Below are 24,503 nucleotides of genomic sequence, written 5' to 3' on the forward strand. Positions count from 1 at the left end.
TGATCGCCAAGGTGGCTTGGCGGGTGTCGGCGCCGGGTGCAGCCGCAGGTCAGGCGGGTCCCGGAGGGTTGCAGTTGACCAAACGGGGGCTCCGCGATCAAGCTAGCTCGATTGTCGGAGAGGGGCCAAGGCCGGTCGAATGGGCTAGAAGAAGTCAGGTCGGAGATCATTCGTACGTCTGCCCGCACAAGGCGAAGTCGGCCAGGTCGTCCCAGGTCAGTGCGTCGATCTGCACGACCTCCGTATCCATGGGCACGTCCGGGTGGACCGGGCCGGGAACCGCGATCCGCAGGCCGTCGGACTCGTCCCAGCCGCCGAAGGCTCCGGCCAGCCCGCACTCCAGATAGGTCGCCGGGTGGAGGTTGTACCAACGTCTCGGAGTCGCGCGAGGGCCGGATGTTCGCGGAGCATCCACTCCGAAGTAGGCATCATCGCCAGGCGGCTGCAGGGCGAAGTCGTCCAGGTCGGCGATCTGGGACGTGATGACCGCCTCCCACCGCGCGAACCCCGACAGGCTCACCTCGGAGACGAAGTCCCGGTTTACCTCGGCCGACAGCGGCCCCGAGGTCGCGGCCGGCGTGGAGGTCACCTCGTCGGCCGGTGGTTGGGCCAAGGTCGCGGCCGGCGTGGAGGTCACCTCGTCGGCCGGTGGTGGGGCCAAGGTCGCGGCCGCGGTCAGCATGGCGGCGACCTCGTCGAGTGGGAGCCGGTCGCGGTCGCTTCTGGTACGGCTGACGTGCCACAGCGCCCGCAGGTACTCCGGCAACGTGCGTTCGCCGGCGACGAGCACCGCGCGCAGGGCAGTGATCCGCCGGTACAGATCACGGTTGGTGAGGGGGACAACGTCCCCGGCCACCCAGTAGGTCTGCTTGTGCGGATGCCCGGCCTCGAACTTCAGGACGCGGGCCAGTGCCTCGACCCGATCGTCGTAGCGCGCCACCTCTGCCGTGTTGCCGATGTCGTCCTGCCGCCAGACCGTCCACGTCGCCATGACGACATTCTCCGGCCGGCCTCGCCGATCGAGGCACGTGAACGCGAAAGCAGGTGGGTCGCTACATGACGGTGCGCCGAACGGGCGTCGCGTAGCAGCTTCTCAGCAGCCTGCGACGCCAGCGTACCCGGCGCGGTCTCAGGCACCTCAGAACACGTCACCGCCTCAGTTTCGGACATATCAGAACGCGTAATGCGGTGCGGACTTACCGGCTGGTACGACTTGTTTCCCGTTGTCAGCAGGGTACAGTCTTCGGGCGCCGGTGAATGACCATGGCTTCACCATGTACGGGTCCTCGCCGCCGTCACGTCACGCGGACGGTTCAATGCGGATGACCCCCAAGGGTCTTACGTCAGCCACGCGCTGTTGTATCGCGCTCATTTCCGCCTAAATACTTCGGTCAACATTCTCACTGCCCCTCTGTCAGATTTGTGAGGGGCAGCCGTGCTTCCCCTTGGAAGGGCGAACATGGCAGAAGAGCCACGAACCAGAGAGCAGTTATCACCCCTCACCAGGCGCCGGTTCCTCGCCGGGGTCGGAGCGGGAGCCGCCGCCGGAGCCTTGACCCTGGCCCCCGCCGAGGCTCTCGCCACCATCACCACCGCACAAGCGGGCGGCCTGGCGGCCTCCCCGGACAGATTCGGCCGGATCTTCAACCTGCCCGCGTTCGCCGACCTGCAGAACGGCGGACCACCCTCGCTGCGGACAGCACTCATGGAGATGGGCAAGCTCGGTGGGATCATCGACGCGCGGGACCCCTTGCAGGAAGGGCCGATCCGCCTGATCACCAACCCTGAGCTCAGCCCCAACAACCTGGACAACTCAGGGCACACCGCCGGGACGACGTTCCTGGGCCAGTTCCTCGACCATGACATGACCTTCGACCAGACCTCGCCGCTCGGCAGGCCCACCGCGCCCGAGCAGACGCAGAACACCCGGACACCCGGCCTGGATCTGGACTCGGTCTACGGACGCGGCCCCACGGGGCAGCCGGAACTGTACGACCCCGCCGACCGCGACAAGTTCCGGGTGCAGAGCGGCGGGTTGTTCGAGGACCTGCCCAGAGGGTCCGGCGGCGCGGCGATCATCGCCGATCCGCGTAACGACGAGAATCTGATGATCTCCGGATTACACGCCGCTTTCCTGCTCTTCCATAACCGGGTGGTCGACCGGTTACGTTCTCAGGGGCAGACGGGCAGCGTCTTCAACGCGGCGCGGCAACTGGTCCGCTGGCATTATCAGTGGATCATTATCCATGAATTCCTGCCCCTCATCATCGGTCAGCCGTTGGTCAGCGAAATCCTGGGGTCGGGACGGAGGTTCTACCGGCCCATCGCCGGGCAACAGTTCATCCCGGTCGAATTCCAGGGCGCCGCCTACCGGTTCGGGCACAGCATGGTACGGCCGTCGTACCGCGCCAATCTGGCCGGGAACGCGGATGGCTCGGCCTTCTTCGGCTTCATCTTCGACCCTGCCGGGCAGGGTCAGGCCGATCCGGTCGACCTGCGCGGAGGCGCGAGAGCACGTAGGCGGTTCATCGGCTGGCAGACCTTCTTCGACTTCGGTGACGGCCAGGTGCGCCCGAACAAGCGCATCGACACCAACATCTCCACCCCTCTCTTCCAACTGCCTCTAGGCGCGATCTCGTCCCAGGACCCCCCGATCTCGCTACCCCAGCGCAACCTGCTCCGTCAGGTCACGTGGTCGCTTCCCTCCGGCCAGTCGATCGCCAACGCCATCGGAGTCTCGCCCCTGCCGGCGCAGGAGTTCCCCGAACTGCAGCAGTTCGGCCACGGCATGCCGTCCAGCACTCCTCTCTGGTACTACGTCCTCAAGGAAGCCGAAGTGATGGCCGGCGGCCTGAGGCTCGCCGGAGTGGGCGCCAGGATCGTCGGAGAGGTCTTCATCGGGTTGCTGCAACTCGACTCGGCCTCCTACCTCAACACCAACCCCGGCTGGGTGCCGACCCTGCCGAGGAGAAGTGGCGCGACCGGCGACTTCCGGATGGTCGATCTGCTCACCTTCGCCCGAGTGGACCCGGCCAGCCGAGGCCAGTGACCCGCACGACAGAACTGACCCGGTCGCGGGTCCCGGAGCGACCCGGGACCCGCGACCGGTCATTTCAAGCAGAGAGAAAGAGACGGCCGGCCATCGGTCCATTCGGGAGACCACGATGTCCGCGTCATCCATGGTCGCGGGTCGTGGCGGATCGAAACCGCAGCCGGACGGCTCAGGTGCGGACGCCGGGGGTGGCGGCCAGGCCGGTGTGGTCGGGGATCACCCGGGGAAGGCCGCGCAGCCAGGCTTCAAGGTCGGCGGGCCACCAGCGGCCGGCGGACAGCCTGCCGAGCGTGTCGGTGACCGCCGCGGCGGAGGCCGGCGTGGGGACGACCCGGGCCGGCGAGGCCCCGGGGAGCACGCCGAGCCACCAGTGCCGCCGGGTGACCGGCAGGTCGTCGGGGTCGAGGACGATGTAGTAGTCCGGCAGCACCGACCGCTCGGCACGCAGCGCGCCCAGGGTCTCCTCGATGGCCACCTCCAGGCCTCCTACGGGTCCCACGCCGTCGAAGAATCCCGTCCAGGCGGCGCCGACATCGGCCAGCGGATCGGCGTCGTGCACGACGTACGTCGCCACCGCGCGGGCCACCGCCTCGGTGACCTCCGCCGGCGTGCGCTCGCCGCGGACGATCGCCCGCACGTTGTGCAGGCCGTCCAGCCCGGAGACCACCTCGGCCGCCCGCTCGCCCGCCACCACGACCACGGTGCTTCTCAGCCGTCGCATACCCGAAGTCTAGGAGCCGAGAGTGGCATGCCGCCCAGGTCCCCATCGCGGCAGCCGTGTCAGAGGCGCGTCACCAGGTCCGCGGTCAGATCGGCCGGCCTGGCGGCACCGGTCAGGCACATCGCGATCTCCAGTTCCGCGTGCAGGCATCGGATGACGTGCCGGACGCCCGCCTCGCCGGCGAGCGCGAGCCCGTAGGCGTACGGGCGGGCCAGCAGGATCGCCTCCGCGCCCAGGGCCAGCGCCTTGATCACGTCCGAGCCCGTACGGATGCCGCTGTCGAACAGCACCGTGGTGCGGTCGCCGACGGCCTCCACCACACCGGGCAGCGCGTCCAGCGAGCCGATCGCGCCGTCGACCTGCCTGCCGCCGTGGTTGGAGACGACCACACCGTCCATGCCCGCGTCCACGGCCCGCCGGGCGTCATCTGGATGCTGGATGCCCTTGAGCACGATCGACCCGTCCCAGTGCTCCCGGAGGAACTCCAGGTCGTCCCAGGTCAGCGAGGGGTCGCCGAAGTTGGCCGCCCAGCGCAGGAGCGCGGCGTTCCGGTTGGAGTCGTCGATCGGGCCGCCGACCGCCTTCTGGAACGCGGGGTCGGAGAAGTAGTTGGCGACCCCGACGCCGCGCAGGAACGGCAGATAGGCCTGGTCGAGATCGCGTGGCCGCCAGCCGAGCGTGTGGGTGTCGAGCGTGACCACCAGCGTCGTGTAGCCCGCCGCCTTCGCCCGCTCCAGGAAGCTCGCCGTCACCTCGCGATCCTTGGACCAGTAGAGCTGGAACCAGCGGGGCCCGTCGCCGTTCGCCTCCGCGACCTCCTCTATCGAGTACGAGGCGGCGGTGCTGAGCACCATGGGAACCCCCTGGGCCGCCGCGGCGCGTGCAACGGCCAGCTCGCCCTCGGGATGCACGATGGCGAGCACGCCGATCGGGCCCAGCAGCACCGGGGAGGGCGACCGCCGCCCGAAGAGCTCCACCGACAGGTCCCGTACGGCGACGTCGCGCAGCATGCGGGGGACGATGCGCCACCGCTCGAAGGCGTCGAGGTTGGCTCGTGCCGTCGACTCGCTGCCGGCCGACCCGGCGACGTACCCGAAAGCATTCGGCGGGAGCCGCTCCTGAGCGGCCCGTTCGAGCGCGGTGAGGCCGGTGGGCAGGTCGGGCAGCACGTCACCGAGCCCGTTCAGGTAGATCTCGTTCTGGAAGTCGGCGAGCGTCCCCATGATCCTCCTTCGGCCGGTGCTGCGGCACCGTCCTTCACCGTAACCGGTCCGCGTACAGGAGCATGAACCGGCGAGTACGGCGGGCCCGAGCCACCTGGATGCATCTGATCCGGGAAGACGATCGAATGCCTACGTGTGGAAGAGGCGACGAGGGACCGGCGCCGGTCCGGTGAGGTGGGCGGGGCGGAGGGATCGGGGATTCCGGCCGCCCGTGTGGTGTTCGTCGTCGCCGGCGCGATCCTGCTGATCGCCATGGTGGCCGCTCAGGTCGCCTCGGGACTCGAGCCCCGGCCGGTACGGCTCACCAGCGTCGTCGTGCTCCTGCTGGCGGCCGCCGCCGTGGCCTTCGCCGCGGCGGATCACGGCCTTCCCCGGGCCGCGACCGCGTTCGCCGCCACGGCCGCCGTGGGGTACGCGGCGGAGTGGATCGGCATCAGGACCGGCGTCCCCTTCGGGGAGTACCGCTACACGGACGTGCTGTGGCCACGGCTCGGCGGGGTTCCGCTGATCGTGGCACTGGCGTGGGGCGGCATGGGGCTGGCGGCCCACGCGGTGGCGAGGGCGGTGGCCGGTCCCAGGACCACTCCGGGGGCGGCGTTCACCAGCCCTGGGACAAAGGCCAGGGCGGTGGCCGCCCGTCCCGAAGCCGCTCCGGGACAGGCGGCGCGGCGCTTCGACAGCACGTTGAGACGCGTCGTGGCGGGGGCGCCGGCGCTCACCGCGTGGGACCTCTTCCTCGATCCGCAGATGATCCGCCTCGGCCTGTGGACCTGGGCGGACCCCGGCCCCTACCGAGGGGTGCCGATCAGCAATTTCGCAGGCTGGCTGGTCGTCTCGATGCTGGTCATGGCATTGATCGACAAGGTCCTCACCAGGCCCGCGCGTGGCCCCGTACCCAAGGGCACCGGGCTGGTGACGATCTACACGGTGATGGCGGTCATGGAGACGCTGGGCTTCGCGGCGGTGTTCGACCCGCCCGATCTCCTCGTCGCCGCCGTCGGAGGGACCTGTATGGGCGTGTTCGTACTGCTGGCGTGGAGGCGTAGATGGCCGAGGTGATCGTCGTCGGTGGCGGCGTGGGCGGCATGGTGTCCGCCCTGCTGCTGGCACGGGACGGCTACCGCGTCCGGCTGTACGAACGTCTCCCCCGGCTCGGCGGGAAGCTCGCCGAGCATCGGCGTGCCGGTTTCACCTTCTCCCTCGGCCCCTCGCTGCTCACCCTCCCCGACGTCTTCCGCGACCTCGGCGTGCGGCTGGACGCCATCGAGGTCGCCGAGTTGTGCCGGTACCGCTTCCCCGGCGGTTCGACGCTGACCGCGTACCGTGAACCGGAGCGGATGGCCGCCGAGGTGGAGCGGCTCGCGCCCGGGGAAGGCGACCGGTGGCGCGAGTTCCACCGCTGGGCCCAGGGGTGCCTGGAAGCCTCGCGCCGTACGTTCTTCACCGGCCCGCTTACCCGGCCCCCCACGGCGGCCCGGCCCTCCGACCTGCTGGCCGTCGCCCCCGGCCGTACGCTGGACGGCCTCGCCCGCCGCTTCTTCCGCGACCCTCGCCTGCGCCAGTACGTCGGCCGCTACGCCACCTACGCGGGCTCCAGCCCCTATCGCGCGCCGGCGGCACTCGGCTGCATCCCGGCGATCGAGCACGGCCACGGCGGCTGGTACGTCCCCGGCGGCCTGCCCCGCCTCGCCGACGCCCTGGCCGAGCTGCTGGACAAGGCCGGCGTGGAGGTCCACCTGGACGCGGGGGTCGCCGGAGTACTGGCCGACGGCGAGCGGGTGCGCGGGGTGCGGCTGGTGTCGGGCGAGGTGGTACGGGCCGACGTGGTGATCGCCAACACGGACGCGGCGGCGCTGTACGGGCAGTTGCTGCCGCACCGGGCCCGCCTGCGCAGGATCGCCGGGCTGGGGCTGTCGTCCTCGGCGTTCCTGCTGCTGGCCGGGGTGGAGGGCAGGACCGAAGGGCTCCCCCACCATTCCATCGTCTTCTCCGCCGACTACCGGCGGGAGTTCGCCGACATCTTCGACCGCCGCCGGCCGCCGGAGGATCCGACCGTGTACATCGGCTGCTCGGCGGTGGACGATCCCTCGCAGGCGCCCGCGGGTACCGAGAACTGGGTGATGCTGGTCAACGTCCCGGCCCGCGATCCCGGCCGGTGGCCGATGTCTCCGGAGGCGTACCGCGATCTGGTGCTCGACCGCCTCGCGAACCGCGGCCACGACCTGTCGGGGCGGCTGCGGTTCGTCGACCTGTTCACCCCCGCCGACCTGCGGGACCGGTACGGCGCGTGGGGCGGGGCGATCTACGGCACGCCCTACCGCGGCATGCTCGCGCCGTTCCGCCGGCCGGGCAACCGGGGACCGCGCCGGGGCCTGTACCTGGTCGGCGGCTCGGCGCATCCCGGTGGCGGCCTGCCGCTGGTGGCGATGGGCGGGCGCATCGTCGCCTCGCTGGTGAACGAGGACTTCCCCCGGCCGGACACGAGGAAGCAGGTCCACACCCGATGAGAGCGCTCACCGCCGCGCAGACCCTGGCCGCGCTCGTGGTCGGCGCACGGCTGCTGCGCGGACGCGACAGACTGCCCCCACTCGGCCGACACAGGGACCGACCGCCGCCGCTCGACCGCCACGGCGACAAGCCGGGGCTCGGCCTTCGCGACGCCAGGCCGTCCGAGCTCGGCCGGTCCGAAGGACCGTCGGGAGCGGTCTCCGTCGTCATCCCCGCGCGGAACGAGGAGCGCCGCATCGGCCCCTGCGTCACCGCCGCCCGTGCCGATCCCGGTGTCGCCGAGGTCATCGTCGTGGACGACGAGTCGAGCGACGGTACGGCGAAGCTGGCCGCCGGACTGGGCGCGCGGGTGGTGCCGGGCGAACCGTTGCCGGACGGCTGGGTCGGCAAGCAGTGGGCCCTCCACCAGGGGCTCGCCGCGGCCGGCGGCGAGGTGATCGTCACCCTGGACGCGGACACGCGGCCCAGGCCGGGCCTGTTCGGCGCGATGGCCTCGGCGTTGGACGGCTGCGACCTGCTGAGCGTGGGGCCGCGTTTCGTCTGCGACAGCGCCGTCGAGCAGGCGCTGCACGCCTCCTTCCTGGCGACGCTGGTCTACCGGTTCGGCCCGATCGGCGCCGGCGTTCCGCCGCCTCCGCACCGGGTCCTGGCCAACGGGCAGTGCATGGCCTTCCGCCGGGAGGCGATGCTCAGCGCCGACGGTTTCGCCCGGGTACGGGGGCACATGACCGACGACGTCGCCCTGGCCAGGGCTCTCGCCCGGAGCGGCTGGGAGGTGCGTTTCCTCGACGCCGGGGACCTGCTGGAGGTCGACATGCATGAGAGCGCGGCGGAGGTGTGGCGGGAGTGGGGCCGCTCCCTGCCGCTGCGGGACGTCACCGGCCCCGTACGGCTGGTGGGCGATCTCGCCGTGGTGTGGCTCGCCGCCGCGCTTCCGGTGCTCCGGCTGGTCCGTGGACGGCCGACCGGGCTCGATCTGGGGCTGCTCGCCGCCCGGTCGCTGCTCACCGGGGCGCTGCGGGACAGCTACACCCGGCCCGGGCCCGGGGTGCTGCTCTCTCCTCTGCTCGATCCCCTCACCGCCGTGCGGCTGACGCAGGCGAGCCTGCGTCCGGTACGCACCTGGCGCGGCCGCACCTATCCGGCCGGAACCTCGGCGGGCCAGGCCGATGTGGACGTCATGAGCGGCGTCCGGCCAGGGCCGCCTGGCCGAAGCGCAGTCCGATGAGGCACATCAGCGCGCCGGTCGCCGCCACCTGGAGGGCCGGGGTGAAGAGCGGTTGCAGCAGCGGGACGCTGAACACGCCGGCCCGTGCGCCGATCGCGAACGACCGTGTGGACAGGGCGAGCACGGCCAGGATCCCCACGGCGAGCAGGAACACCGGCAGGCAGATGACGGCCACACCACCGGCGAACGTCAGTATCGAGCGCCCGCCACGGAAGCCCGCGAACACCGGCCAGGCGTGGCCGATCATCGCCGCGGCCACCGCCGCGTACACGGGCACGACGCTCGCCCCGGTGACGACCGCCGGCCCGCTGAAGTGGGCGCCACCGGCCACCAGGCCGAGCAGTCCCGCGAACGTTCCCTTCAGGGTGTCCCCCGCGAACACGGGCACGGAGGCCCGCCATCCGAGCTGGTCCTTCATGTTCCAGAAGCCGGGGTTCCGGTCGCCGACGTCACGGGGGTCGAAGCCGTACGCCCTGGCGACCAGTATCGCCACCGGCACCGAGCCGAGCAGGTAGCCGCCGATGACAGCGACGAGCACGGGTACCATCGCTTCCTTTCACCTCATGAGATATCCGGATATGAGCGCCATGCGGTACATGGCCTTCGACAGGCCGCTGCTGCGCCGTACCGGAGGGCTGGCGTTCTGGCGGCTGCTGGGCACCGGCAGGGGCACGTCCATGAGCCTGGGGGCGGACCTTCGCCGGTGGGCGATGCTGGCGGTGTGGCGGGATGAGGCGTCGCTGGAGGAGTTCCTGGAACGCTCGCCGATCGCGGCCCGCTGGCGAACCGAGGCGCTGGAAGCCTGGCACGTACGGCTGACGCCCCTGGCCTCGCGCGGCCGGTGGGGCGGCTGTGAGCCGTTCGGCGCGCTTGACGGTCAGGCGAGGGCCGGCGCGCTTGACGGTGAGGCGAGGGCCGGCGCGCTTGACCGTCAAGCGAGGGCCGAAGGGCCGGTCGCCGTGCTGACCAGGGCGTCGATCCGGGTGTCCCGGCTGACCGCGTTCTATCGATCCATCGGACCGGTGGATCGGGACCTGCGGGCCCAGGACGGCTGTCTGGCCTCCGTCGGTGTGGGTGAGTGGCCGCTGGCACGCCAGTCCACGTTCTCGCTGTGGCGCGACGCGGCGGCGGTACGGGCGTTCGCCTACCGGGGTGACGCCCACCGGCGGGTCATCGGTCGCGTACGAGACGAAAACTGGTACTCGGAAGAGCTGTTCGCCCGCTTCACCCCATACGACAGCCAAGGCACCTGGGACGGACTCGACCCTCTCGCCCGCCTCCACCGTCCATGAACCTCCACCAGGCCGGCCGCGGCCAGGTGGAGGGGGTGAGGGGGTCACGTCGCGGGTTCGGTGGTGAGGTGGGTTTGGATGCGGGTTACGACCTCGCCGGTGGCCAGGTCGTGGGCTACCGCGCAGGCTCGTGCGATCGTCGCCGCGCGTGAGGAGCCGTGTGCCACGACGACCGTGCCGTCGAGCCCGAGGAGGGCCGCGCCGCCGTGCGTCTGGGGGTCGTACCGCACGGCGACCTCCCGTAGCTCGCCGGGGGTGGCGATGCCGGCCCGCGCCACCATGGTGAGCGCCGCCCTGACGGAGCCCTCGACGTTCTTGAGGACCACGTTCCCGGTGAAGCCGTCGGTGACGATCACGTCGACCGTTCCCGCCAGCACGTCGTGGCCCTCGACGTTGCCGTGGAAGCGGAACGGCAGCCAGTGCAGCAACTCCTCCGCCCTGCGCGTCAGCCGGTTGCCCTTCCCGGGCTCCGAGCCGATGGAGAGCAGCCCCACCGACGGCGCGGCCACCCCGAGCACGAGCTGCGCGTAGGACGCGCCGAGGACGGCGAACTGCGCGACCATCTCCGGTGTGGGGTCGGATGTGGCCCCCGCGTCGATCAGGACGGTGGAGCCTCCGGTGACCGTGGGCAGGGCCACCGCCAGCGCGGGGCGCAGCACGCTCTCGGCCTTGCCCAGCCCCCGGATGGCGCACGTCACCACCGCTCCGGTGGAGCCGGCCGATACGAACGCCCCTCCCGCGCCCTGCCGTACGAGCTCGCAGCCGACGACCAGGCTGGAGCTCGCCCTGGCCGCCGCGTCCGCCCCGCGCTCGGCCATGGGGATGACGTCGTCGGCGTGTACCACGTCGATCTCCCCCGCGGCACCATGCCGCACGAGCTCCCGGCGCACCTCCCCCGCCCGGCCGACGAGTACCACCGGCACGCCGTGCTCCCGCAGCGCCGAGACCGCTCCGCGCACCGTCTCGGCCGGGCCGTGGTCTCCCCCCATCGCGTCGACGACCACCGGCTTCGGCATGCTGCCCCCCTGGGAGATGTGAACGACCGCTCCGCCCCTCATGTCACGGCACCTTGACGTGCACGCGACGTTCGGCCCTGTCGGCGGCGGAGGCCGCCAGCAGGTGCCGGGCGAAGATGGAGAGCCTGCGCCGGCGCGGCACGCGCGCCCGCGCCACCAGCACGTCGTGCCTCGTGGCCTCGATCTCGCCCAGGATGCCGCCGTAGAGCTCGTACGCCGCGCGGATGCACGGCCGGGACGACGGGACGAGCAGGTCGATGCCCGCGAGTGCCTGCCGGTAGTGGTCCCGGGCCCGGTCGGCCTCGAAGGCGAGGAGTTCGCGTACGGCCGGGGTGGCTCGGGGCCGCCGCAGGTCGGCCACGTCCACGCCGAACTTCTCCAGGTCCTCCAGCGGGAGGTACACCCGGCCGCGTTCCAGATCCTCGGCGACGTCGCGCAGGAAATTGGTCAGCTGGAACGCCAGCCCGAGCTGGCGCGCCGGCTCCCGTGCCCGCTCCGCCGCCCCGGGCATGGCTTCCAGCACCGGCAGCATCATCGTGCCGATGACGGCGGCCGACCCTTCCATGTAGCTCAGCAGGTCCTCGTACGTCGCGTAGCGGGTCACCGTCAGGTCGGCCCCCATCGCCCGCAGGAAGGCGTGGATGTCGGCGTGGTCGACGCCGAAGGACCGCACGGTGTGCGTGAACGCGGGCAGCACCGGGTCGTCGACGGGCTCGCCCGCCAGCGCCGCGGTCATCCGGGTGGTGAGGCCGTGGAGCGCCGCCTCGCGGTCGCCGGTCATGCTGAAGGAGTCCACGATCTCATCGGCGTAGCGGGCGAACCCGTACAGGGCGTGCACGTGCGGCCGTTTCCAGGCGGGCAGCAGCCGGGTGGCCAGGTAGTAGGAGCGGCCGTACCGGGCGTTGAGGCGGCGGCACTGCTCGTAGCTGGCGGTCAGGGTCATCGGGAGGTCTCCAGGATCCGCTCGGAGGCCAGGCGCCCGGATATCAGCACAGGCGGCACTCCCACTCCGGGCGCCGTGTACATGCCGGCGAAGTGCAGCCCGGGAACGCGTCTGGCGGCGCCCGCGGGTCTGAACCAGGCCGTCTGGGTGAAGCGGTGGTCGAGGGCGAAGGGGGTTCCCGCGGAGTGGCCGCGGCGCTTCCAGGCGGGCGGGTCGAGGGTGAGCCGGGGCGCCGACGTGAGGTCTCCGTAGCCGAGGTCGGCGAGCCGGCGGAGCAGGCGCTCCTCCAGCCGGGGAGTGAGCCGGTCCCAGCTCTCACCGCCCAGCAGGTTGGCGGTCGGCTCCAGCACGGTGAGCGTGGCGTGCCCGTCCGGTGCCGCGTCCAGATCCGAATCCGGGTAGGTGATCAGCAGGTTCGGATCCGGCTGTGGCCTGCCCGCCGCCAGAGCCGTGAACGTGGATTCCCACTCCTTCCCGAAGTGCAGCGTGTGATGGGCCTGTCCCGTCAGCCGGTGGTCGAGCCCGAACTGCAGGACCAGGCACGACGGCGAGTACTTGGGCCGCCGTAGCCGCCAGTCACCGGCGCCTGGTGGCAGCAGGCCGGCGTGCGCCTGGGGGAGGTCGCAGGCGACCACCGCCTCGCTCGCGGGCAGCAGTTCGCCGGTGTCCAGGCGGACGGCGACCACCCCGGAGGCGTCCGTCTCGATCTTCGTGGCCCGCACGCCGTACCGGATCGAGGCGCCCGCCTTCTCCGCGACGGCGGCCATGGCGCGGGGGATGGCGTGCATGCCGCCCTCACGGGGGAAGTAGACGCCGCCTACGGTGTCCATGTGCGCCACCACGGCGTAGATGCCGAGTGCCTGCCGGGGTGACAGGCCGACGTACAGGGCCTGGAAGGTGTGGGCCCTGATGAGCCTGTCGTCGGTGAGATGGCGTCGGACGAGCCGGTCGAGCCTGCGGAACCCGCCCAGGGCGGCCAGCCGGGACAGGGCGTACGGCTGGGCCAGGGCGCGGAGCCGGGTCATGTCCCGGTCGATGAACGAGGGCCACTCGGCGTCGAACATCTCGCCGAGGAGCCGCCGGAACCGCCGGTACCGTTCGGCCTCGGCCGCACCGGCCAGGGCGCGCACCTGTTCCGCCATCGCGTCCTCCCCCGCGACCACGTCCAGGTGGGAGCCGTCGTGGTATTCGAGCCGGTAGTACGGGTCGAGCCGGCGCAGGGGCAGCCAGCTCTCCAGGTCCTCGTTCGCGGCGGCGAAGGTGTCGGCGAGCACGCCCGGCATGGTGAGCACCGAGGGGCCGGTGTCGAAGCGGTAGGGGCCGAGGTTCGCGGTGCCGCAGCAGCCTCCGGGCACGTCCTGTGCCTCGATCACCGTCACCTCGCGTCCCGCGCCGGCGAGCCGGATCGCCGCCGCGAGGCCGCCGAGTCCCGCGCCGACGACCACGACGGGGGCACGCCTGACCATCAGGTGCTCCTGTTCGTCGCGACGTGGGCCAGTTCGATGAGCGCGGCACAGGCGTCCGGCGGGATGCCGGCGCCGTCCAGGGCTCCGGTGGCCTGCGCCACCAGGTCGGAGATGCGCCGCTCCGCGGCGTCCAGGGCTCCGGTGCCGGCGATGAGGTCCCGCGCCGCCGTCACGTCGCTCTCGTCGTGCACGTTGTCCAGAAGTGCCACGCCGTACCGGTCGGCGCGTTTGCGGGCGTCGGCCGTCAGGTACGTGCGCTTGCCCTGGCGGAGGTCGGCCCCGGCCGGCTTGCCGGTGAGCGCGGGGTCGCCGAACACGCCGAGGACGTCGTCGCGTAGCTGGAACGCCTCTCCCAGCGGGAGCGCGTAGGCGCTCAGGACGGCACGAAGTCCCGGCTCTCCCCCGGCGATGGCGTGCCCGAGGTGCAGAGGGCGTTCGACGGTGTACTTGCCCGACTTGTAGGTGGAGATGCGTGCCGCCTCCTCGACGTCCCCCGTACCGCGTGCCGCGAGCGCCACGTCGAGGTACTGCCCGCCGATGATCTCCACGCGGAGCTGCGTGAAGACCTCCAGCGTCTCGGGCAGCCCGGGTCCGCCGCGAAGCAGGGCGGCGTCGGCCCAGGTGAAGGCGAGCATTCCGAGCAGCGTCGCGACCGACTCTCCGAACCGCTGGGGGTCGCCCCACCAGCCCATGCGGCGGTGCAGCTCGGCGAGGTCCACATGGGCCGTCACCCGGCCGCGCCGGGTCGCGGCCTCGTCCATGACGTCGTCGAGGAGCAGCGCGGACGCGTGCAGGAGTTCGACGGCGCATCCGGCCGCGAGCACCGCGTCCTGGTCCTCGGGCGCGCCTCCCGACGCCCGGTGCCCCCAGTACACGAACGACGACCGCAGGCGCTTGCCGCCTGTGCGGATGAAGTCCACCAGGTAGGCGCGCAGCGTGGCCTGGCCGTCCTCCCCCACGAAGTGGAGCCTGCCCATCTCCTGTTCGAGCAGCTCGTCGAGGCGGCGATCGACCAGCTCCCGCAGGTCGTTCGCATCACGTGTCGCCATCACCATCGGCGCAGCTCCTTTGATCGCTGTAATCCCTTTCGGCCATGGCAGGCGTTTCGGATGCACATGGTCGGCATCGATCGCGCCGGACCCGACCGGCGGAGGCGGTCCGTCCCGATGGCCGCGGGCCGCATCCGTACGAGGACGTGGACTCGAAGGAACACATGGGATCACCTTCAATGGATGCGGGGGCTCATGAAGGACACGATCAAGGCCCGTACGACACGCGGCCTCCACCGCCTGTCCGCGCTCCTGGACCTGGCGGCCAGATGAACGGCACGCTGGTGAGGCCACGGGTGGCGGTGTCCAGTTGCCTGCTCGGCGAGCCGGTGCGGTTCAACGGCGGCCACAGCCGCGACCGGTTCCTCTCGGACGCACTGTCGGCGTACGTGGACTGGGTGCCGATATGCCCGGAGATGGACATCGGGCTCGGCAGCCCCCGCGAGACGCTGCGCCTCGAACGCTCCCCCGAGGGCCCGCGCCTGGTGACCCGCAAGACCCGGAGGGACCTCACCGGGCCGATGACCGAACTGGCCACGGCGCGCGCGGCGAGCCTCGACGTGGACGGCTACGTGTTCAAGGCCAAGAGCCCCAGCTGCGGCATCCACGGCATCCCCCTCTACGCCGGTGACACGGCCGTCGACCGCCGCAACCGGGGCCTGTTCTCGAACGGGATCATGAACGCGCACCCGCTGCTGCCGGTGGAGGACGAGGGGCGGCTGCGCGACGACGTGCTGCGCGAGGCGTTCGTCGAGCGGATCTTCGCCCACGCCCGGCTGCGCGCGTTCTTCGAGAGCGACTGGCGGCCCCACGACCTGGTGGCCTTCCACTCAAGGCACAAGATGCAGATCCTGGCCCACGACCCCGCCGGCTACCGCGCGATCGGACGGCTCGTGGCCGAGGCGGGCACGCGCCCGCGTGAGCGGCTCGCCGCCGACTACGGCGACGCGTTCCGTGCGGCCCTCACCGTACGGGCGACGATCGGCCGCAACGTCAACGTGCTCCAGCACTGCCTCGGCATGATCAGCGGCCACCTCGACGCCGTACGCCGCGCCGACCTGGTCGAGGTCATCCACACCTACCAGGCCCACCAGGTGGCCCTCAGCGTGCCGCTCACCCTGCTGCGCCACCATGTGCGGGGCGCGGGCATGACCTACCTGCTGGACCAGACGTACTTCTCGCTCTACCCGGAGGCGCTGTGCCTCCGCAACCACGTCCCCGCCTGAACCCTGTCCAGGTGTCGAAACCGATTCCGGTGACGGTTGGGGTTCTCATGCGGCCGCCACCGGAACCGGCTTCGCCTCAGTCCCGCCCTCGGCCGGTGACCAGGTCACGGACGCGGTCGACCAGACCGGTGCCCGGAGCCAGGATCTTGCTGGCCAGCGGGTTGTGCGGGGTCGCCGGATGCGGGCGGGTGGGAGCGATCTTCTTGATCGCCCGTATCTTCTTGCCCACGCTGTGCAGATCCTCTGCTTCGGCGTACTTGACGAGCTGCGGGAACAGCTCTCTCTCCTCCTCCCGGATGTGCTTGCGCGTGGCGGCGATCAGCTTGTCCAGCAGATGGTCGAAGGCCGGGTCGCTGGTCTCGGTTCGTTCGAGCTCTTTCATCAGGCGCTCGTTCTCGGCATGCTCGGCGATCTCGCGGTCGGCGAGCGTGTCGCCTTCCGGGAGGAATTTGCGCGCCGCCGGGTAGAGGAAGGCCTCCTCCGCGACCGAGTGCCGGACAAGCTCGATGATCACCTTCTCCGTGAGGTCCCTGCGACGATCCTCGTCATCGGTGCCACGCAGGCTCTCCAGCTCGGTGAACATCTGCTCGACCTCGCGGTGATCGGTGGTCAGGACGGTGATGACGTCACCGTCGTACTCCATGGAACTCCCTCCTCTGCGCTGAGTAGACGAGGTCCGCGTTACCCGGGGGACTCGCCGGGAAACACGGCCGTGACCGTGACGGCCGATCAGGGCGAGGTGGCGGTGGCGCGGGCGGTTGGAGGGCCGGTGCGCGGTTCGGTCTACTCGAACGCGTAGCACTCCACTTCGGCGCGCCGGCGGGACAGCCCCTCGCGCACCAAGCGCGTGACACACCGGCGTTCCCGCTTGGTGAGCACCAGCCTGCCGCACACGGAGATGCCCGAATAGGTGCGGCAGTCGAGGTAGATGTTCCTCCTGCCGACGCGGTAGTGCCTTCGTACGGCGTCGCGGCAATGCCTGCGCAGCAGCGGAGTGTTGGCGTACCGGCACTGGCGGACCATGGTCCTGTACTGCCACATGCTGACCGTCGTCTTCCTCGCCGCCTGAGCGCCGCCCCCGGTGACGACGGATCCCACCGCCATGACGGCGAGCAGCAGGGTGATGGCCCATATGCGTTTCATCATGCTTTCCCCCTGTCCCAACGATAACTGCCGGCTTCCTGCGACCCCCCCGCCGGGGGACATCATCCGGGAGTGTGTTGACCACTGTGACCAGGCGTTTCACGGGTACCGCGGCCACGGGCCGGCGGGCGGTCAGGTGGCGGAGAGGGCCGAGAGCACCGACTCGGCGATGATCTGGTGTCCGGTGGCGTCGGGGTGGTCACCGTCGTCGGCGAGGAGCCCGGTGTCGTCGCGGGTGCCGTCGGTTCCCTTGAAGGGCACGTACAGGTCGACGTACAGCGCGCCCGCGGCGGCGGCCGAGGCGGCGAGCACGGCGTTCACGGCCTGCGTGAGCCGGTCGCTGGTGGTGACGTAGTCCTCTCCCTGGGCACGCCCGTCGGCGCCGTCCAGGAAGACGTTCCAGTAGCCGGTCACGACGATCCGGCTGCCGTCGCGCGCCTCCAGCGCGCGCACCCCGCTCAGGATGGCGTCCATGTTGGCACGCAGCCGCGCCAGATCCTCCTTGTAGCAGGCCAGGCCCGCGCCGGGGCCGCAGTCATCGATCGAGGCGCTGTCGAAGTCGTTGGCCCCGATGGTGATGATCGTCAGGTCGGCGGCGGCCACGGCTCCCCTGGTCGTGTCCTCCGCGAGCCGGTCCAGCAGTCCCTGGGTCGTGAGCCCGGCCTCGGCGAGGTTCCTGCTGACCACTCGCCCTCCCTGGGCCGCCGCCAGGGACCGGCCCACCAGGGAGACGTAGGTCGTGCAGTCGCACGCGGAACCGGCGGGCACCGAGTCGCCCAGACCCACGACCGTGCCCACCTGGGCCGAGGAGCGGGATACGGCTTCCCTGACCGGCGAGTTGAGCGCTCCGGCGGCCGAGCCCGCGTCGAGGGTGACGCCCAAGAGGGCGACCATGGACAGCAGCGTCACGCCTGCCCTGGACCGAACCCGGCGCGCGGCCCCCGACGCCCATCTGGCGTGCCGGTTATGACCGCCCATGTCGCCTATAGGGACAAATGTCACATCTTTATGGTGCCCCATGCCGGCGGTCGGTGGGTGAAGGCGGCCTGAAGACACGCTGAGAGAAGGTACTCCTCTCGACGTCCCCGCACAGGGTTCGCCGAGGAACCTGTCCGGAATACGTGAACAGTGCCAAGGACGGCGTCAGCGAGACTCGCGCAACAGCCCGGCCAGGATGGCGGCGTGGCTGTGTTCCACATCCCTGGTGGCCGTGAGCAGGGTCAACGGGCCCTGCTGAAGCAATTCGCGTAGCCGTTCGAACGCGGACCGGCGAGCGTCCCCCTCCAGTTCGGAGAGATAGCGGCGCCGGAACTCCTCGAACCTCGCCGGATCGTGCCCGTACCAGGTGCGCAGCTCGTGGGACGGGGCGACCTCCTTGAGCCATTCGTCCACATGCGCGTCCGCCTTGGACAGCCCGCGCGGCCACAGACCGTCGACCAGCACGCGGGTCCCGTCCTCGGAGGAGGGATCGTCGTAAACGCGACGCAGTCGTACGGGCATGAGCACCTCGCTTCCGAGCCGTCACGCGAGTTCACGCTGGTCACCGGGGATATGCCCGGTTCCGGGGCGCTCACCCGGGTCCGGTCAGGACGCCCGGCCGCGCGGTCGCCGCGGTGAGGATCCGATGCCGCCGGGAGAGGACCCGCGGAGCAGGAGCTTGGGGTCCCTGCCGAGCTCAAGGAACATGCGGACGTCGTCGAAACGTTCGAGGCCCACCTCGATGACGTTGGGCAGCCGGCCCCATTCGCGGAAGCCGAGCTCCTCGTAGAGCTGAATCGCACCATGGTTGTTGCCACGGACGCCCAGGGTCAGCGTCTCGATGCCCGCCGCCCGCGCGTCGTCGACGAGGGCGCCGACGACCAGGCGGCCCAGGCCGAGGCCGCGTGCCGACGGGTGCGCCATGACCTTCCCGAGCTCGGCGGAGTGCTCGAAGACGGGTGCCGACGCCCGCCTCCACAGGCCCATCGCCCGGACCACGCCGTCCACCCGTGCCAGAGCGAGCGCCGCGCGGCCGAGACGGACGTCGGCGAGGACGTCGTCCAGGAAGGGATCGGTCTCCTCCCTGCCGGGCGGCCGCAGGTAGCCGACCGCGCCGCCCATCTCCACGACGGCGTGGATGACGCGGTGGACCTCGACGCGCAGGAGGTCATCGGCCTCGGCGGGCCACACCAGTTCTATCTGGGGAGACATGACTGTGAATTATCCACGCAGGCCGCGGCGCGGATCCGGGCGGGCCCCGGCGCGTCGCCTTGGATGTGACCCAGGTCACATAGAGCTGACGTCACGTCGGCGCGGACAGGATCCGTCCTTGTGACGAACGACCCCACAAGGGGCGCGCCACAGAGGAGGATGGCATGAGTACTGTCCATGCTCGGCACCGCATCGTGGTGATCGGCGCGGGTTACACCGGCATGATGGCCGCGATCCGCACGGCGCGGCACACCCGCCGCCACGGCGGGCAGGTCGTGCTGGTCAACCCTTCGTCGCGGTTCACCGAGCGGCTGCGGATGCACCAGACGGCCGCCGGTCAGACGCTCGCCGAGTACGAGATCCCGAAGCTCCTCGCGGGCAGCGGCGTCGAGTTCACCCAAGGATGGGTCACCCGCATCGATCCCGAAGAGCGGCACGTCACCGTGCGGACCACGGCCGGCGAGCGGGTGCTGGACTACGACACGCTGGTGTACGCGATCGGGAGCGCGACCGCCACCGGCACCGTGCCCGGCGTCGCGGACCACGCCCACACGCTCAACGGCCCCGAGGCCGCCGCCCGGCTCGCCGCGCGGCTCGTAGAGATCTCCTCGCGGGGAGGCACCGTGACGGTGTGCGGCAACGGCCTGACCGGCATCGAGGCCGCCACGGAGATCGCGGAAGCCCATCCGGGCCTGCGCGTCGTGCTGATCGGCCGCGACCGGCCGGGCTGGATGATGGGCGACCGCGCACGCGCCTACCTCGGCCGAGCGCTGGAGCGCTTAGGCATCGAGAGCCGCGTGGGCGCCGAGATCGTCAAGGTCCTGCCCGACGCCGTCGAACTCGCCGGCGGGGAACTGGTCCACTCCGACGCGTGCCTGTGGACGACCGGCTTCGAGGCCTCGCGGCTGGCGGCCGACTCCGGGATCACCGTGGACGACCGCAACCGCATCGTGGTCGACGCCACCCTGCGGTCGGTGTCGCACCCGTCGATCTACGCGGTCGGTGACAGCGCCGCCATCCGCCAGGACTTCGGCGTCCTGCACGGCACCTGCCAGAGCGGCATACCCAGCGCCGCCCACGCCGCCGACTCCATCGGACGCCGGCTGCGCGGCCGAGAGGCCCGGACCTTCCGCTTCGGCTACATCCACCAGCCGGTCAGCCTCGGCCGCAAGGACGCCGTGATCCAGTTCACGCACGCCGACGACTCCCCGCGTGGCGCGTTCCTGCGCGGCAGGAGCGCGGTCCTGTACAAGAAGCTGGTCAGCGCCAGCCCGCCGGTCACCTACCGGATCAGCCGCTACCTGACCGTTCCCGCGGCCTTCCTCGGCGGGCGCCCCCCACGCGCTCGGAGCCGCCGGGCGATGGCGTCGCAGCCCGGCTGATGGTTCCGTCAGGCGCCCTGAGGGCGGGCCTCCAGGGCGCTGTCGAGCCGATCCCCATAGGCGGCCAGCAGCAGGCGGGCCTCGTCGGGGGCGAGGTCGCGTTCGATCATCACCACGGCCGTCTTCACCTCGTGGCCCGCGGCCTCCAGGGCGGCACGGGAGGCGGACAGGTTCGCGCCGGTGATGTCGCCGACGATGCGGGCCGCCCGGTCGACGAGCTTGGTGTTGCTGGCGGAGACCTCGACCATGTGGTTGCCGAAGGTCCTGCCACATTTGATCATGGCGATCGTCGAGATCATGTTGAGGACCAGCTTCTGCGCCGTGCCGGCCTTCAGCCGCGTCGAGCCGGTCACCACCTCAGGTCCCACGACCACCTCGATGGAGTGGTCGGCGGCTTGCGAGAGCGGCACGCCCTCGTTGCACGCCAGGCCAACGGTGAGCGCCCCGAGGGCCCGGGCCTCGGTCACGGCGGCCACCACGAACGGCGCCCGCCCACCGGCGGAGATGCCCACGACCGAGTCGAGCGGCCCGACCCGCCGCTCCCGGATGGCCGCCGCGCCGGCCTCGGCGTCGTCCTCCGCGCCCTCGACCGACCGCGTCAGCGCCTGCACTCCGCCCGCGATGATGCCCTGCACCACCTCGGGATCGGTGCCGAAGGTCGGCGGGCACTCCGAGGCGTCCAGCACCGCCAGCCGCCCGGACGTGCCCGCGCCCACGTAGAGGAGCCGTCCGCCGTCCTGCATCCGGGCGGCGATCTGGTCGATCGCGGCCGAGATCTGCGGGACCGCCCTTGCCACCGCCCCCGGGACCGTGGAGTCGGCCGCGTTCATCAGCCGGGCGATCTCGGCGGTCGGCAACCTGTCGATCTGCCGGTAACGGGGGTCGCTCTGTTCGGTCATGGACAGAGCAATGGATTGGGTCATGACTCCTCATCTTCCGGGGCGATAGTCGAATGGGGCGACGGGCGGTGTCCCACCGGTCGTGGAGGTCAGCCGAGAGAGCGGCGGTAGAGCCAGAAGACGCGCTCCACGCGGGCGCCGACGGCCCTCGCGTAGAAGCGCACCGGGCCGACCCAGCTGATCTGGACGCTGCGCAGGCCCGCCGCCGCCTGCTCCTGGAGGCATCGCCGCAGCAGGACCCTGCCGACCCCCAGCCCGCGGGCGGCCTCGGCCGTCCCCATCGGGCCGAACCATCCCGGCCGCGCGCCCCAGGCGGCGAAGCCCAGGATCTCGTCCTGCCGGGCGGCGTAGTGGCACCCGCTCGCCTGCTCGACCTCCCAGGCCCATGAGTCGTTCCACTGCCTCCTGACGAACTCCGCCACCGCGGAACGCTCGCCAGGGGGCGCCGAATGCAGGGTGACCCCGGCCGAATCCAGCCGGGCGAGGGCGGCACGGGAGGACGCGCCTTCACCGATGGCCGTACCGGCGGCGGTGTCCGACGCCCGGTCCTCCCCGAGGGCTTCCGCACCGCCGGGAAAGTACCCCGTGAGGTCCGCGGTCATGTTCCAGGCGGTGCGATACCTCTCGTAGCCGAGGCTCTCGGCCAGGCAGGCCGCCGGGGTGTACCGGACGTCGATGCCCGGCCAGGCGTAGCAGGGAGGGTTGCCCGCGAACCGCATCTCGCGGACGCCTCGCTCACGCAGCCAGACCTCGGCCGCCACGGCCAGGGCCCTGCCGGCCCCTCGCCCCTGAGCGGACGGGTGGACGGCGAGCAGGTCCACATGGCCCACGCCGTCGGGCGACGTCGAGGCGAACACCACCCCGTCGAGTTCCGGCGTCACGAGCGCCGTCCACTCACGGCCCTCGGGCGGAGTGGCGAGCCGTGTGACGAGCTGCGGCGCCTCGGCGGCGTCCAGCGTGAGCGCGGCCCGTGCCAGTTCCCCGATGGCGGGCAGCTCGGCGGGGACCGCGGGCCGGATGCCGGTCCCGGGAATCCCGGCGGGCACCCCCGCCGCCGGCGGGCCGGCGCGGTGGTCCTGCCGCCCGCCGTTCACGCGACCGCCTCGACCGGGATCACGCTACGGCGCCGGGGGTGGAAGCACGCGTGCTCGTGTGAGACGTCCGCCCCCTGGACCAGCGTGGGCGACTCGCTCTCGCAACGTTCGGTACGGAACGGGCACCTGCGGGCGAACAGGCAACCGGCGTCGGCATGACGCTCGTCGAGCGCCTCCAGCGGCACGACCCGGTCCGGGCCCGGCCGCTCCACGCCGTGCAGGACGGGGATCGCCGACAGCAACGACTGGGTGTAGGGATGCACGGGACCGGCGATGACGTCCTCGGTGAGCCCACGCTCCACGACCTGTCCCCGGTAGAGCACATACAGCTCGCCGTCCTCGCCGATGTACCTGGCGGTGGCGATGTCGTGGGTGATGAACAGCAGGCTCACCCCGAGCCGCTCGCGCAGGTCCTTGAGCAGGCCGAGGATGCTCAGCCGCATCGACACGTCGATCATCGAGACCGACTCGTCGGCGACGAGCATCTCCGGGTCCACGGTCAGCGCGCGGGCGATGACCACACGCTGGCGCATGCCGCCCGAGAGCTGGTGCGGATAGCGCCCGAGCACGTATCCGGGGTCGATGCCCACCAGGGACAGAAGCTCCTCCGCCCGATCGTCGATCCACGACTTCGGGCGGCCCGTCCGGCCCGCGCGCAGCGCGAGCGGCGCCTGAAGGGTCTGGTGGATCGTCCGGGTCGGGTTGAGCGCGGAGTACGGGTCCTGGTGGATGAGCTGGATCTTGCGGAAGTGCGGCTGCCGCTTCTTGGGGCGGAGGGGGGACATCGGCGTGCCGTCGATGACGATCTCGCCGGAGTCGTAGGTCTCCAGTCCCGCGACGATCCGTCCGAGCGTGGTCTTGCCGCATCCGGACTCGCCGATGAACGAGACCGCTCCGCCCTTCTTGACGGTGAAGTCGATCCCACGCAACGCCGGCACGTCCCGGCCGCCGAGGACGTTGCCGCGCTGCTTGTAGGTCTTGGTGATGCCGGTGCCTGTGATCACGCGTATTCCTCCTGCTCCGCCGTCGAGTGCGACCGTTCGACCGCGTGGCAGGCGACGGTCCGTTCGCCATGGGTGACCGGGGGCGGCTCCACCGTCTCGCAGATGTCCATGCGAAGCGGGCAGCGCTCCCTGAAGACGCATCCCCGCACCGGCAGGGTGCCAAGCGTGGGCGGCCGGCCGGGCAGCCCCTGGGCCTCGGCGATGTCGCCGGACAGACGCGGGATCGCCCGGATCAGGCCCTGGGTGTAGGGATGGCGGGGCGTGCCGAGCACCTCCATGGTGGGGCCGTGCTCGACCACGCGCCCGCCGTACATCACGGCGAGGCGGTCGGTGAGCTCCGCCGCCACGCCGATGTCGTGGGTCACCATCACGGTCGTGAGCCCGCGCTCCTTGTGGACCTCGCGGACGATCCGCAGGATGGTGGCCTGCGTGATCATGTCGAGTGCCGTGGTCGGCTCGTCGAGGATGACGAGCTGGGCGTTCAGCACGAGGGCGAGCATGATGCCGACGCGCTGGCGCATGCCTCCCGACAGCTCGTGCTGGTGGGAGTCGAGCACCCGGGCGCCGTCCAGGCCCATCCGCTCCAGCAGCTCCTTGGCCTCCCGTACGAGCGCGCTCCGGTCCTCGACGCCGTGGGAACGCCCGAGGTCGAGCAGTTGCTTGCCGACCGTCTTGAGCGGGTTGAGGGAGTTCTGCGCGGCCTGGAAGACGTATCCCAGATGCCTGCCGCGCGCCCGGCGCAGCTCGTCGCCGCGCAGCTCGACGACGTCGCCCAGGCCGTCGATCTCCACGCTGCCCGCCTTGATGCGGCCGGGCGGCTGGACGGCGTTGAGCAGCGAAAGCGCCAGCGTGGACTTGCCGGAGCCCGACTCCCCCACGATGCCGGTGATGGTGCCGGGCTCGATGGTGAGGCTGACACCGCCCAGGGCGGGCAGCTCGCCGAGCGGGGTCTTGTAGACGACGGTGAGATCGCGGACGCGCACGCCCGGCGCCGTGCCGAGGCCGGGGGTGGCGGGGGAACCGGGCCGGGGAGGTGCCCCGGCCCCGTGGGAGGTGGTCGTCACTCG

The 24,503-nt window shown here is 71.4% G+C and carries 24 protein-coding genes; 7 read left to right on the top strand and 17 right to left on the bottom strand.

The features are described from left to right. Positions 1-166: 166 nt before the first annotated feature. Positions 167-991: a hypothetical protein gene (locus ABD810_RS26250; protein WP_344945837.1), complete on the bottom strand. Its 825-nt coding sequence runs from the start codon at positions 989-991 to the stop codon at positions 167-169. Positions 992-1,459: 468 nt separating this feature from the next. On the opposite strand from ABD810_RS26250, the gene ABD810_RS26255 reads away from it, so the two are divergent. Further along, the gene (locus ABD810_RS26255) at positions 1,460-3,049 is read left to right on the top strand and encodes a peroxidase family protein (protein WP_344945840.1); all 1,590 of its coding nucleotides are present in this window, start codon (positions 1,460-1,462) and stop codon (positions 3,047-3,049) included. A gap of 172 nt (positions 3,050-3,221) precedes the next feature. Here ABD810_RS26255 and ABD810_RS26260 read toward each other — a convergent pair whose 3' ends face one another. Together ABD810_RS26260 and ABD810_RS26265 are read right to left on the bottom strand one after the other, a co-directional pair. Then, a complete protein-coding gene (locus tag ABD810_RS26260) occupies positions 3,222-3,773 on the bottom strand; it encodes a hypothetical protein (RefSeq protein WP_344945843.1) in 552 nt (183 codons plus the stop codon). A gap of 59 nt (positions 3,774-3,832) precedes the next feature. Further along, positions 3,833-4,996 (bottom strand): lactate 2-monooxygenase, encoded by a 1,164-nt coding sequence (locus ABD810_RS26265; RefSeq protein ID WP_344945846.1) that lies wholly within the window; start codon positions 4,994-4,996, stop codon positions 3,833-3,835. A 135-nt stretch (positions 4,997-5,131) separates the two neighbouring features. Here ABD810_RS26265 and ABD810_RS26270 point away from each other — a divergent pair, with 135 nt between their 5' ends. The 3 genes from ABD810_RS26270 to ABD810_RS26280 are packed head-to-tail and all read left to right on the top strand — an operon-like array spanning position 5,132 to position 8,732. Further along, positions 5,132-6,055 carry a carotenoid biosynthesis protein gene (locus ABD810_RS26270; protein WP_344945849.1) on the top strand — a complete coding sequence of 308 codons (924 nt, stop codon included), beginning with the start codon at positions 5,132-5,134 and terminating at the stop codon, positions 6,053-6,055. Continuing rightward, positions 6,043-7,503, top strand: a complete 1,461-nt coding sequence (locus ABD810_RS26275) for a phytoene desaturase family protein (protein ID WP_344945852.1) — start codon at positions 6,043-6,045, stop codon at positions 7,501-7,503. The genes ABD810_RS26270 and ABD810_RS26275 overlap by 13 nt, the downstream gene beginning before the upstream one ends. After that, on the top strand, positions 7,500-8,732 hold the full coding sequence (locus ABD810_RS26280) for a glycosyltransferase family 2 protein (RefSeq protein ID WP_344945855.1): 1,233 nt from the start codon (positions 7,500-7,502) through the stop codon (positions 8,730-8,732). Before ABD810_RS26275 ends, ABD810_RS26280 begins: the two co-directional genes overlap by 4 nt. Here the strand turns inward: ABD810_RS26280 and ABD810_RS26285 are convergent. Continuing rightward, complete coding sequence (locus tag ABD810_RS26285; RefSeq protein ID WP_344945858.1) at positions 8,683-9,279, bottom strand: glycerol-3-phosphate acyltransferase; 597 nt, start codon at positions 9,277-9,279, stop codon at positions 8,683-8,685. The two genes, ABD810_RS26280 and ABD810_RS26285, sit on opposite strands and share 50 nt — an antisense overlap. Positions 9,280-9,310: 31 nt before the next feature. On the opposite strand from ABD810_RS26285, the gene ABD810_RS26290 reads away from it, so the two are divergent. After that, positions 9,311-10,024: a spheroidene monooxygenase gene (locus tag ABD810_RS26290; protein WP_344945862.1), complete on the top strand. Its 714-nt coding sequence runs from the start codon at positions 9,311-9,313 to the stop codon at positions 10,022-10,024. Positions 10,025-10,068: 44 nt separating this feature from the next. Here the strand turns inward: ABD810_RS26290 and plsX are convergent, their stop codons facing one another. From plsX to ABD810_RS26310, 4 genes are read right to left on the bottom strand one after another with little or no spacing between them, the layout of a single operon-like run. Next, positions 10,069-11,082 (bottom strand): phosphate acyltransferase PlsX, encoded by a 1,014-nt coding sequence (gene plsX, locus ABD810_RS26295; RefSeq protein WP_344945865.1) that lies wholly within the window; start codon positions 11,080-11,082, stop codon positions 10,069-10,071. 1 nt (position 11,083) lies between these two features. Further along, positions 11,084-11,983: a phytoene/squalene synthase family protein gene (locus tag ABD810_RS26300; protein WP_344945868.1), complete on the bottom strand. Its 900-nt coding sequence runs from the start codon at positions 11,981-11,983 to the stop codon at positions 11,084-11,086. Further along, positions 11,980-13,449, bottom strand: a complete 1,470-nt coding sequence (locus ABD810_RS26305; RefSeq protein WP_344945871.1) for a phytoene desaturase family protein — start codon at positions 13,447-13,449, stop codon at positions 11,980-11,982. The genes ABD810_RS26300 and ABD810_RS26305 overlap by 4 nt, the downstream gene beginning before the upstream one ends. After that, positions 13,449-14,498: a polyprenyl synthetase family protein gene (locus ABD810_RS26310; RefSeq protein WP_344945874.1), complete on the bottom strand. Its 1,050-nt coding sequence runs from the start codon at positions 14,496-14,498 to the stop codon at positions 13,449-13,451. The genes ABD810_RS26305 and ABD810_RS26310 overlap by 1 nt, the downstream gene beginning before the upstream one ends. A gap of 269 nt (positions 14,499-14,767) precedes the next feature. Between ABD810_RS26310 and ABD810_RS26315 the strand changes: the two genes are divergently transcribed. Beyond that, positions 14,768-15,724 (top strand): YbgA family protein, encoded by a 957-nt coding sequence (locus tag ABD810_RS26315; RefSeq protein ID WP_344945877.1) that lies wholly within the window; start codon positions 14,768-14,770, stop codon positions 15,722-15,724. A gap of 76 nt (positions 15,725-15,800) precedes the next feature. Here the strand turns inward: ABD810_RS26315 and ABD810_RS26320 are convergent, their stop codons facing one another. The 5 genes from ABD810_RS26320 to ABD810_RS26340 all read right to left on the bottom strand — a co-directional run bounded on the left by ABD810_RS26320 (position 15,801) and on the right by ABD810_RS26340 (position 19,057). Then, entirely contained in the window at positions 15,801-16,367 is a 567-nt protein-coding gene (locus ABD810_RS26320; protein WP_344945880.1) for a hemerythrin domain-containing protein, read from the bottom strand. Between the two features lie 140 nt (positions 16,368-16,507). Then, on the bottom strand, positions 16,508-16,870 hold the full coding sequence (locus ABD810_RS26325; RefSeq protein WP_344945883.1) for a hypothetical protein: 363 nt from the start codon (positions 16,868-16,870) through the stop codon (positions 16,508-16,510). Positions 16,871-16,999: 129 nt separating this feature from the next. Next, complete coding sequence (locus tag ABD810_RS26330; protein ID WP_344945886.1) at positions 17,000-17,776, bottom strand: SGNH/GDSL hydrolase family protein; 777 nt, start codon at positions 17,774-17,776, stop codon at positions 17,000-17,002. Positions 17,777-18,010: 234 nt separating this feature from the next. After that, positions 18,011-18,367: a DUF488 domain-containing protein gene (locus ABD810_RS26335; RefSeq protein WP_344945889.1), complete on the bottom strand. Its 357-nt coding sequence runs from the start codon at positions 18,365-18,367 to the stop codon at positions 18,011-18,013. A gap of 84 nt (positions 18,368-18,451) precedes the next feature. Next, on the bottom strand, positions 18,452-19,057 hold the full coding sequence (locus ABD810_RS26340; protein ID WP_344945892.1) for a GNAT family N-acetyltransferase: 606 nt from the start codon (positions 19,055-19,057) through the stop codon (positions 18,452-18,454). 164 nt (positions 19,058-19,221) lie between these two features. Between ABD810_RS26340 and ABD810_RS26345 the strand changes: the two genes are divergently transcribed. Beyond that, positions 19,222-20,439 (top strand): NAD(P)/FAD-dependent oxidoreductase, encoded by a 1,218-nt coding sequence (locus ABD810_RS26345; RefSeq protein ID WP_344945895.1) that lies wholly within the window; start codon positions 19,222-19,224, stop codon positions 20,437-20,439. 8 nt (positions 20,440-20,447) lie between these two features. On the opposite strand, the gene murQ is transcribed toward ABD810_RS26345, so the two are convergent. From murQ to ABD810_RS26365, 4 genes are all read right to left on the bottom strand, one after another. Next, positions 20,448-21,362, bottom strand: coding sequence for an N-acetylmuramic acid 6-phosphate etherase (gene murQ / locus ABD810_RS26350; protein ID WP_344945898.1), 915 nt, complete (start codon positions 21,360-21,362; stop codon positions 20,448-20,450). Between the two features lie 65 nt (positions 21,363-21,427). After that, the gene (locus tag ABD810_RS26355) at positions 21,428-22,432 is read right to left on the bottom strand and encodes a GNAT family N-acetyltransferase (protein ID WP_344945901.1); all 1,005 of its coding nucleotides are present in this window, start codon (positions 22,430-22,432) and stop codon (positions 21,428-21,430) included. Continuing rightward, positions 22,429-23,436, bottom strand: a complete 1,008-nt coding sequence (locus tag ABD810_RS26360) for an ABC transporter ATP-binding protein (protein WP_344945904.1) — start codon at positions 23,434-23,436, stop codon at positions 22,429-22,431. Before ABD810_RS26360 ends, ABD810_RS26355 begins: the two co-directional genes overlap by 4 nt. Beyond that, on the bottom strand, positions 23,433-24,500 hold the full coding sequence (locus ABD810_RS26365; protein WP_344945907.1) for an ABC transporter ATP-binding protein: 1,068 nt from the start codon (positions 24,498-24,500) through the stop codon (positions 23,433-23,435). The genes ABD810_RS26360 and ABD810_RS26365 overlap by 4 nt, the downstream gene beginning before the upstream one ends. Positions 24,501-24,503: the final 3 nt, after the last annotated feature.

Origin of the sequence: Sphaerisporangium flaviroseum (assembly GCF_039537005.1) — a bacterium.
Taxonomy (GTDB): domain Bacteria; phylum Actinomycetota; class Actinomycetes; order Streptosporangiales; family Streptosporangiaceae; genus Sphaerisporangium; species Sphaerisporangium flaviroseum.

What these genes read in the sequence shown, in the direction of transcription:
- plsX (WP_344945865.1), bottom strand. Translation starts at nt 11,082, where the DNA reads ATGAGGGGCGGAGCGGTCGTTCACATCTCCCAGGGGGGCAGCATGCCG.
- ABD810_RS26340 (WP_344945892.1), bottom strand. Translation starts at nt 19,057, where the DNA reads ATGTCTCCCCAGATAGAACTGGTGTGGCCCGCCGAGGCCGATGACCTC.
- ABD810_RS26305 (WP_344945871.1), bottom strand. Translation starts at nt 13,449, where the DNA reads ATGGTCAGGCGTGCCCCCGTCGTGGTCGTCGGCGCGGGACTCGGCGGC.
- ABD810_RS26290 (WP_344945862.1), top strand. Translation starts at nt 9,311, where the DNA reads ATGAGCGCCATGCGGTACATGGCCTTCGACAGGCCGCTGCTGCGCCGT.
- ABD810_RS26320 (WP_344945880.1), bottom strand. Translation starts at nt 16,367, where the DNA reads ATGGAGTACGACGGTGACGTCATCACCGTCCTGACCACCGATCACCGC.
- ABD810_RS26255 (WP_344945840.1), top strand. Translation starts at nt 1,460, where the DNA reads ATGGCAGAAGAGCCACGAACCAGAGAGCAGTTATCACCCCTCACCAGG.
- ABD810_RS26280 (WP_344945855.1), top strand. Translation starts at nt 7,500, where the DNA reads ATGAGAGCGCTCACCGCCGCGCAGACCCTGGCCGCGCTCGTGGTCGGC.
- murQ (WP_344945898.1), bottom strand. Translation starts at nt 21,362, where the DNA reads ATGACCCAATCCATTGCTCTGTCCATGACCGAACAGAGCGACCCCCGT.
- ABD810_RS26265 (WP_344945846.1), bottom strand. Translation starts at nt 4,996, where the DNA reads ATGGGGACGCTCGCCGACTTCCAGAACGAGATCTACCTGAACGGGCTC.
- ABD810_RS26345 (WP_344945895.1), top strand. Translation starts at nt 19,222, where the DNA reads ATGAGTACTGTCCATGCTCGGCACCGCATCGTGGTGATCGGCGCGGGT.
- ABD810_RS26275 (WP_344945852.1), top strand. Translation starts at nt 6,043, where the DNA reads ATGGCCGAGGTGATCGTCGTCGGTGGCGGCGTGGGCGGCATGGTGTCC.
- ABD810_RS26260 (WP_344945843.1), bottom strand. Translation starts at nt 3,773, where the DNA reads ATGCGACGGCTGAGAAGCACCGTGGTCGTGGTGGCGGGCGAGCGGGCG.
- ABD810_RS26300 (WP_344945868.1), bottom strand. Translation starts at nt 11,983, where the DNA reads ATGACCCTGACCGCCAGCTACGAGCAGTGCCGCCGCCTCAACGCCCGG.
- ABD810_RS26325 (WP_344945883.1), bottom strand. Translation starts at nt 16,870, where the DNA reads ATGATGAAACGCATATGGGCCATCACCCTGCTGCTCGCCGTCATGGCG.
- ABD810_RS26310 (WP_344945874.1), bottom strand. Translation starts at nt 14,498, where the DNA reads ATGGCGACACGTGATGCGAACGACCTGCGGGAGCTGGTCGATCGCCGC.
- ABD810_RS26315 (WP_344945877.1), top strand. Translation starts at nt 14,768, where the DNA reads ATGAACGGCACGCTGGTGAGGCCACGGGTGGCGGTGTCCAGTTGCCTG.
- ABD810_RS26250 (WP_344945837.1), bottom strand. Translation starts at nt 991, where the DNA reads ATGGCGACGTGGACGGTCTGGCGGCAGGACGACATCGGCAACACGGCA.
- ABD810_RS26285 (WP_344945858.1), bottom strand. Translation starts at nt 9,279, where the DNA reads ATGGTACCCGTGCTCGTCGCTGTCATCGGCGGCTACCTGCTCGGCTCG.
- ABD810_RS26335 (WP_344945889.1), bottom strand. Translation starts at nt 18,367, where the DNA reads ATGCCCGTACGACTGCGTCGCGTTTACGACGATCCCTCCTCCGAGGAC.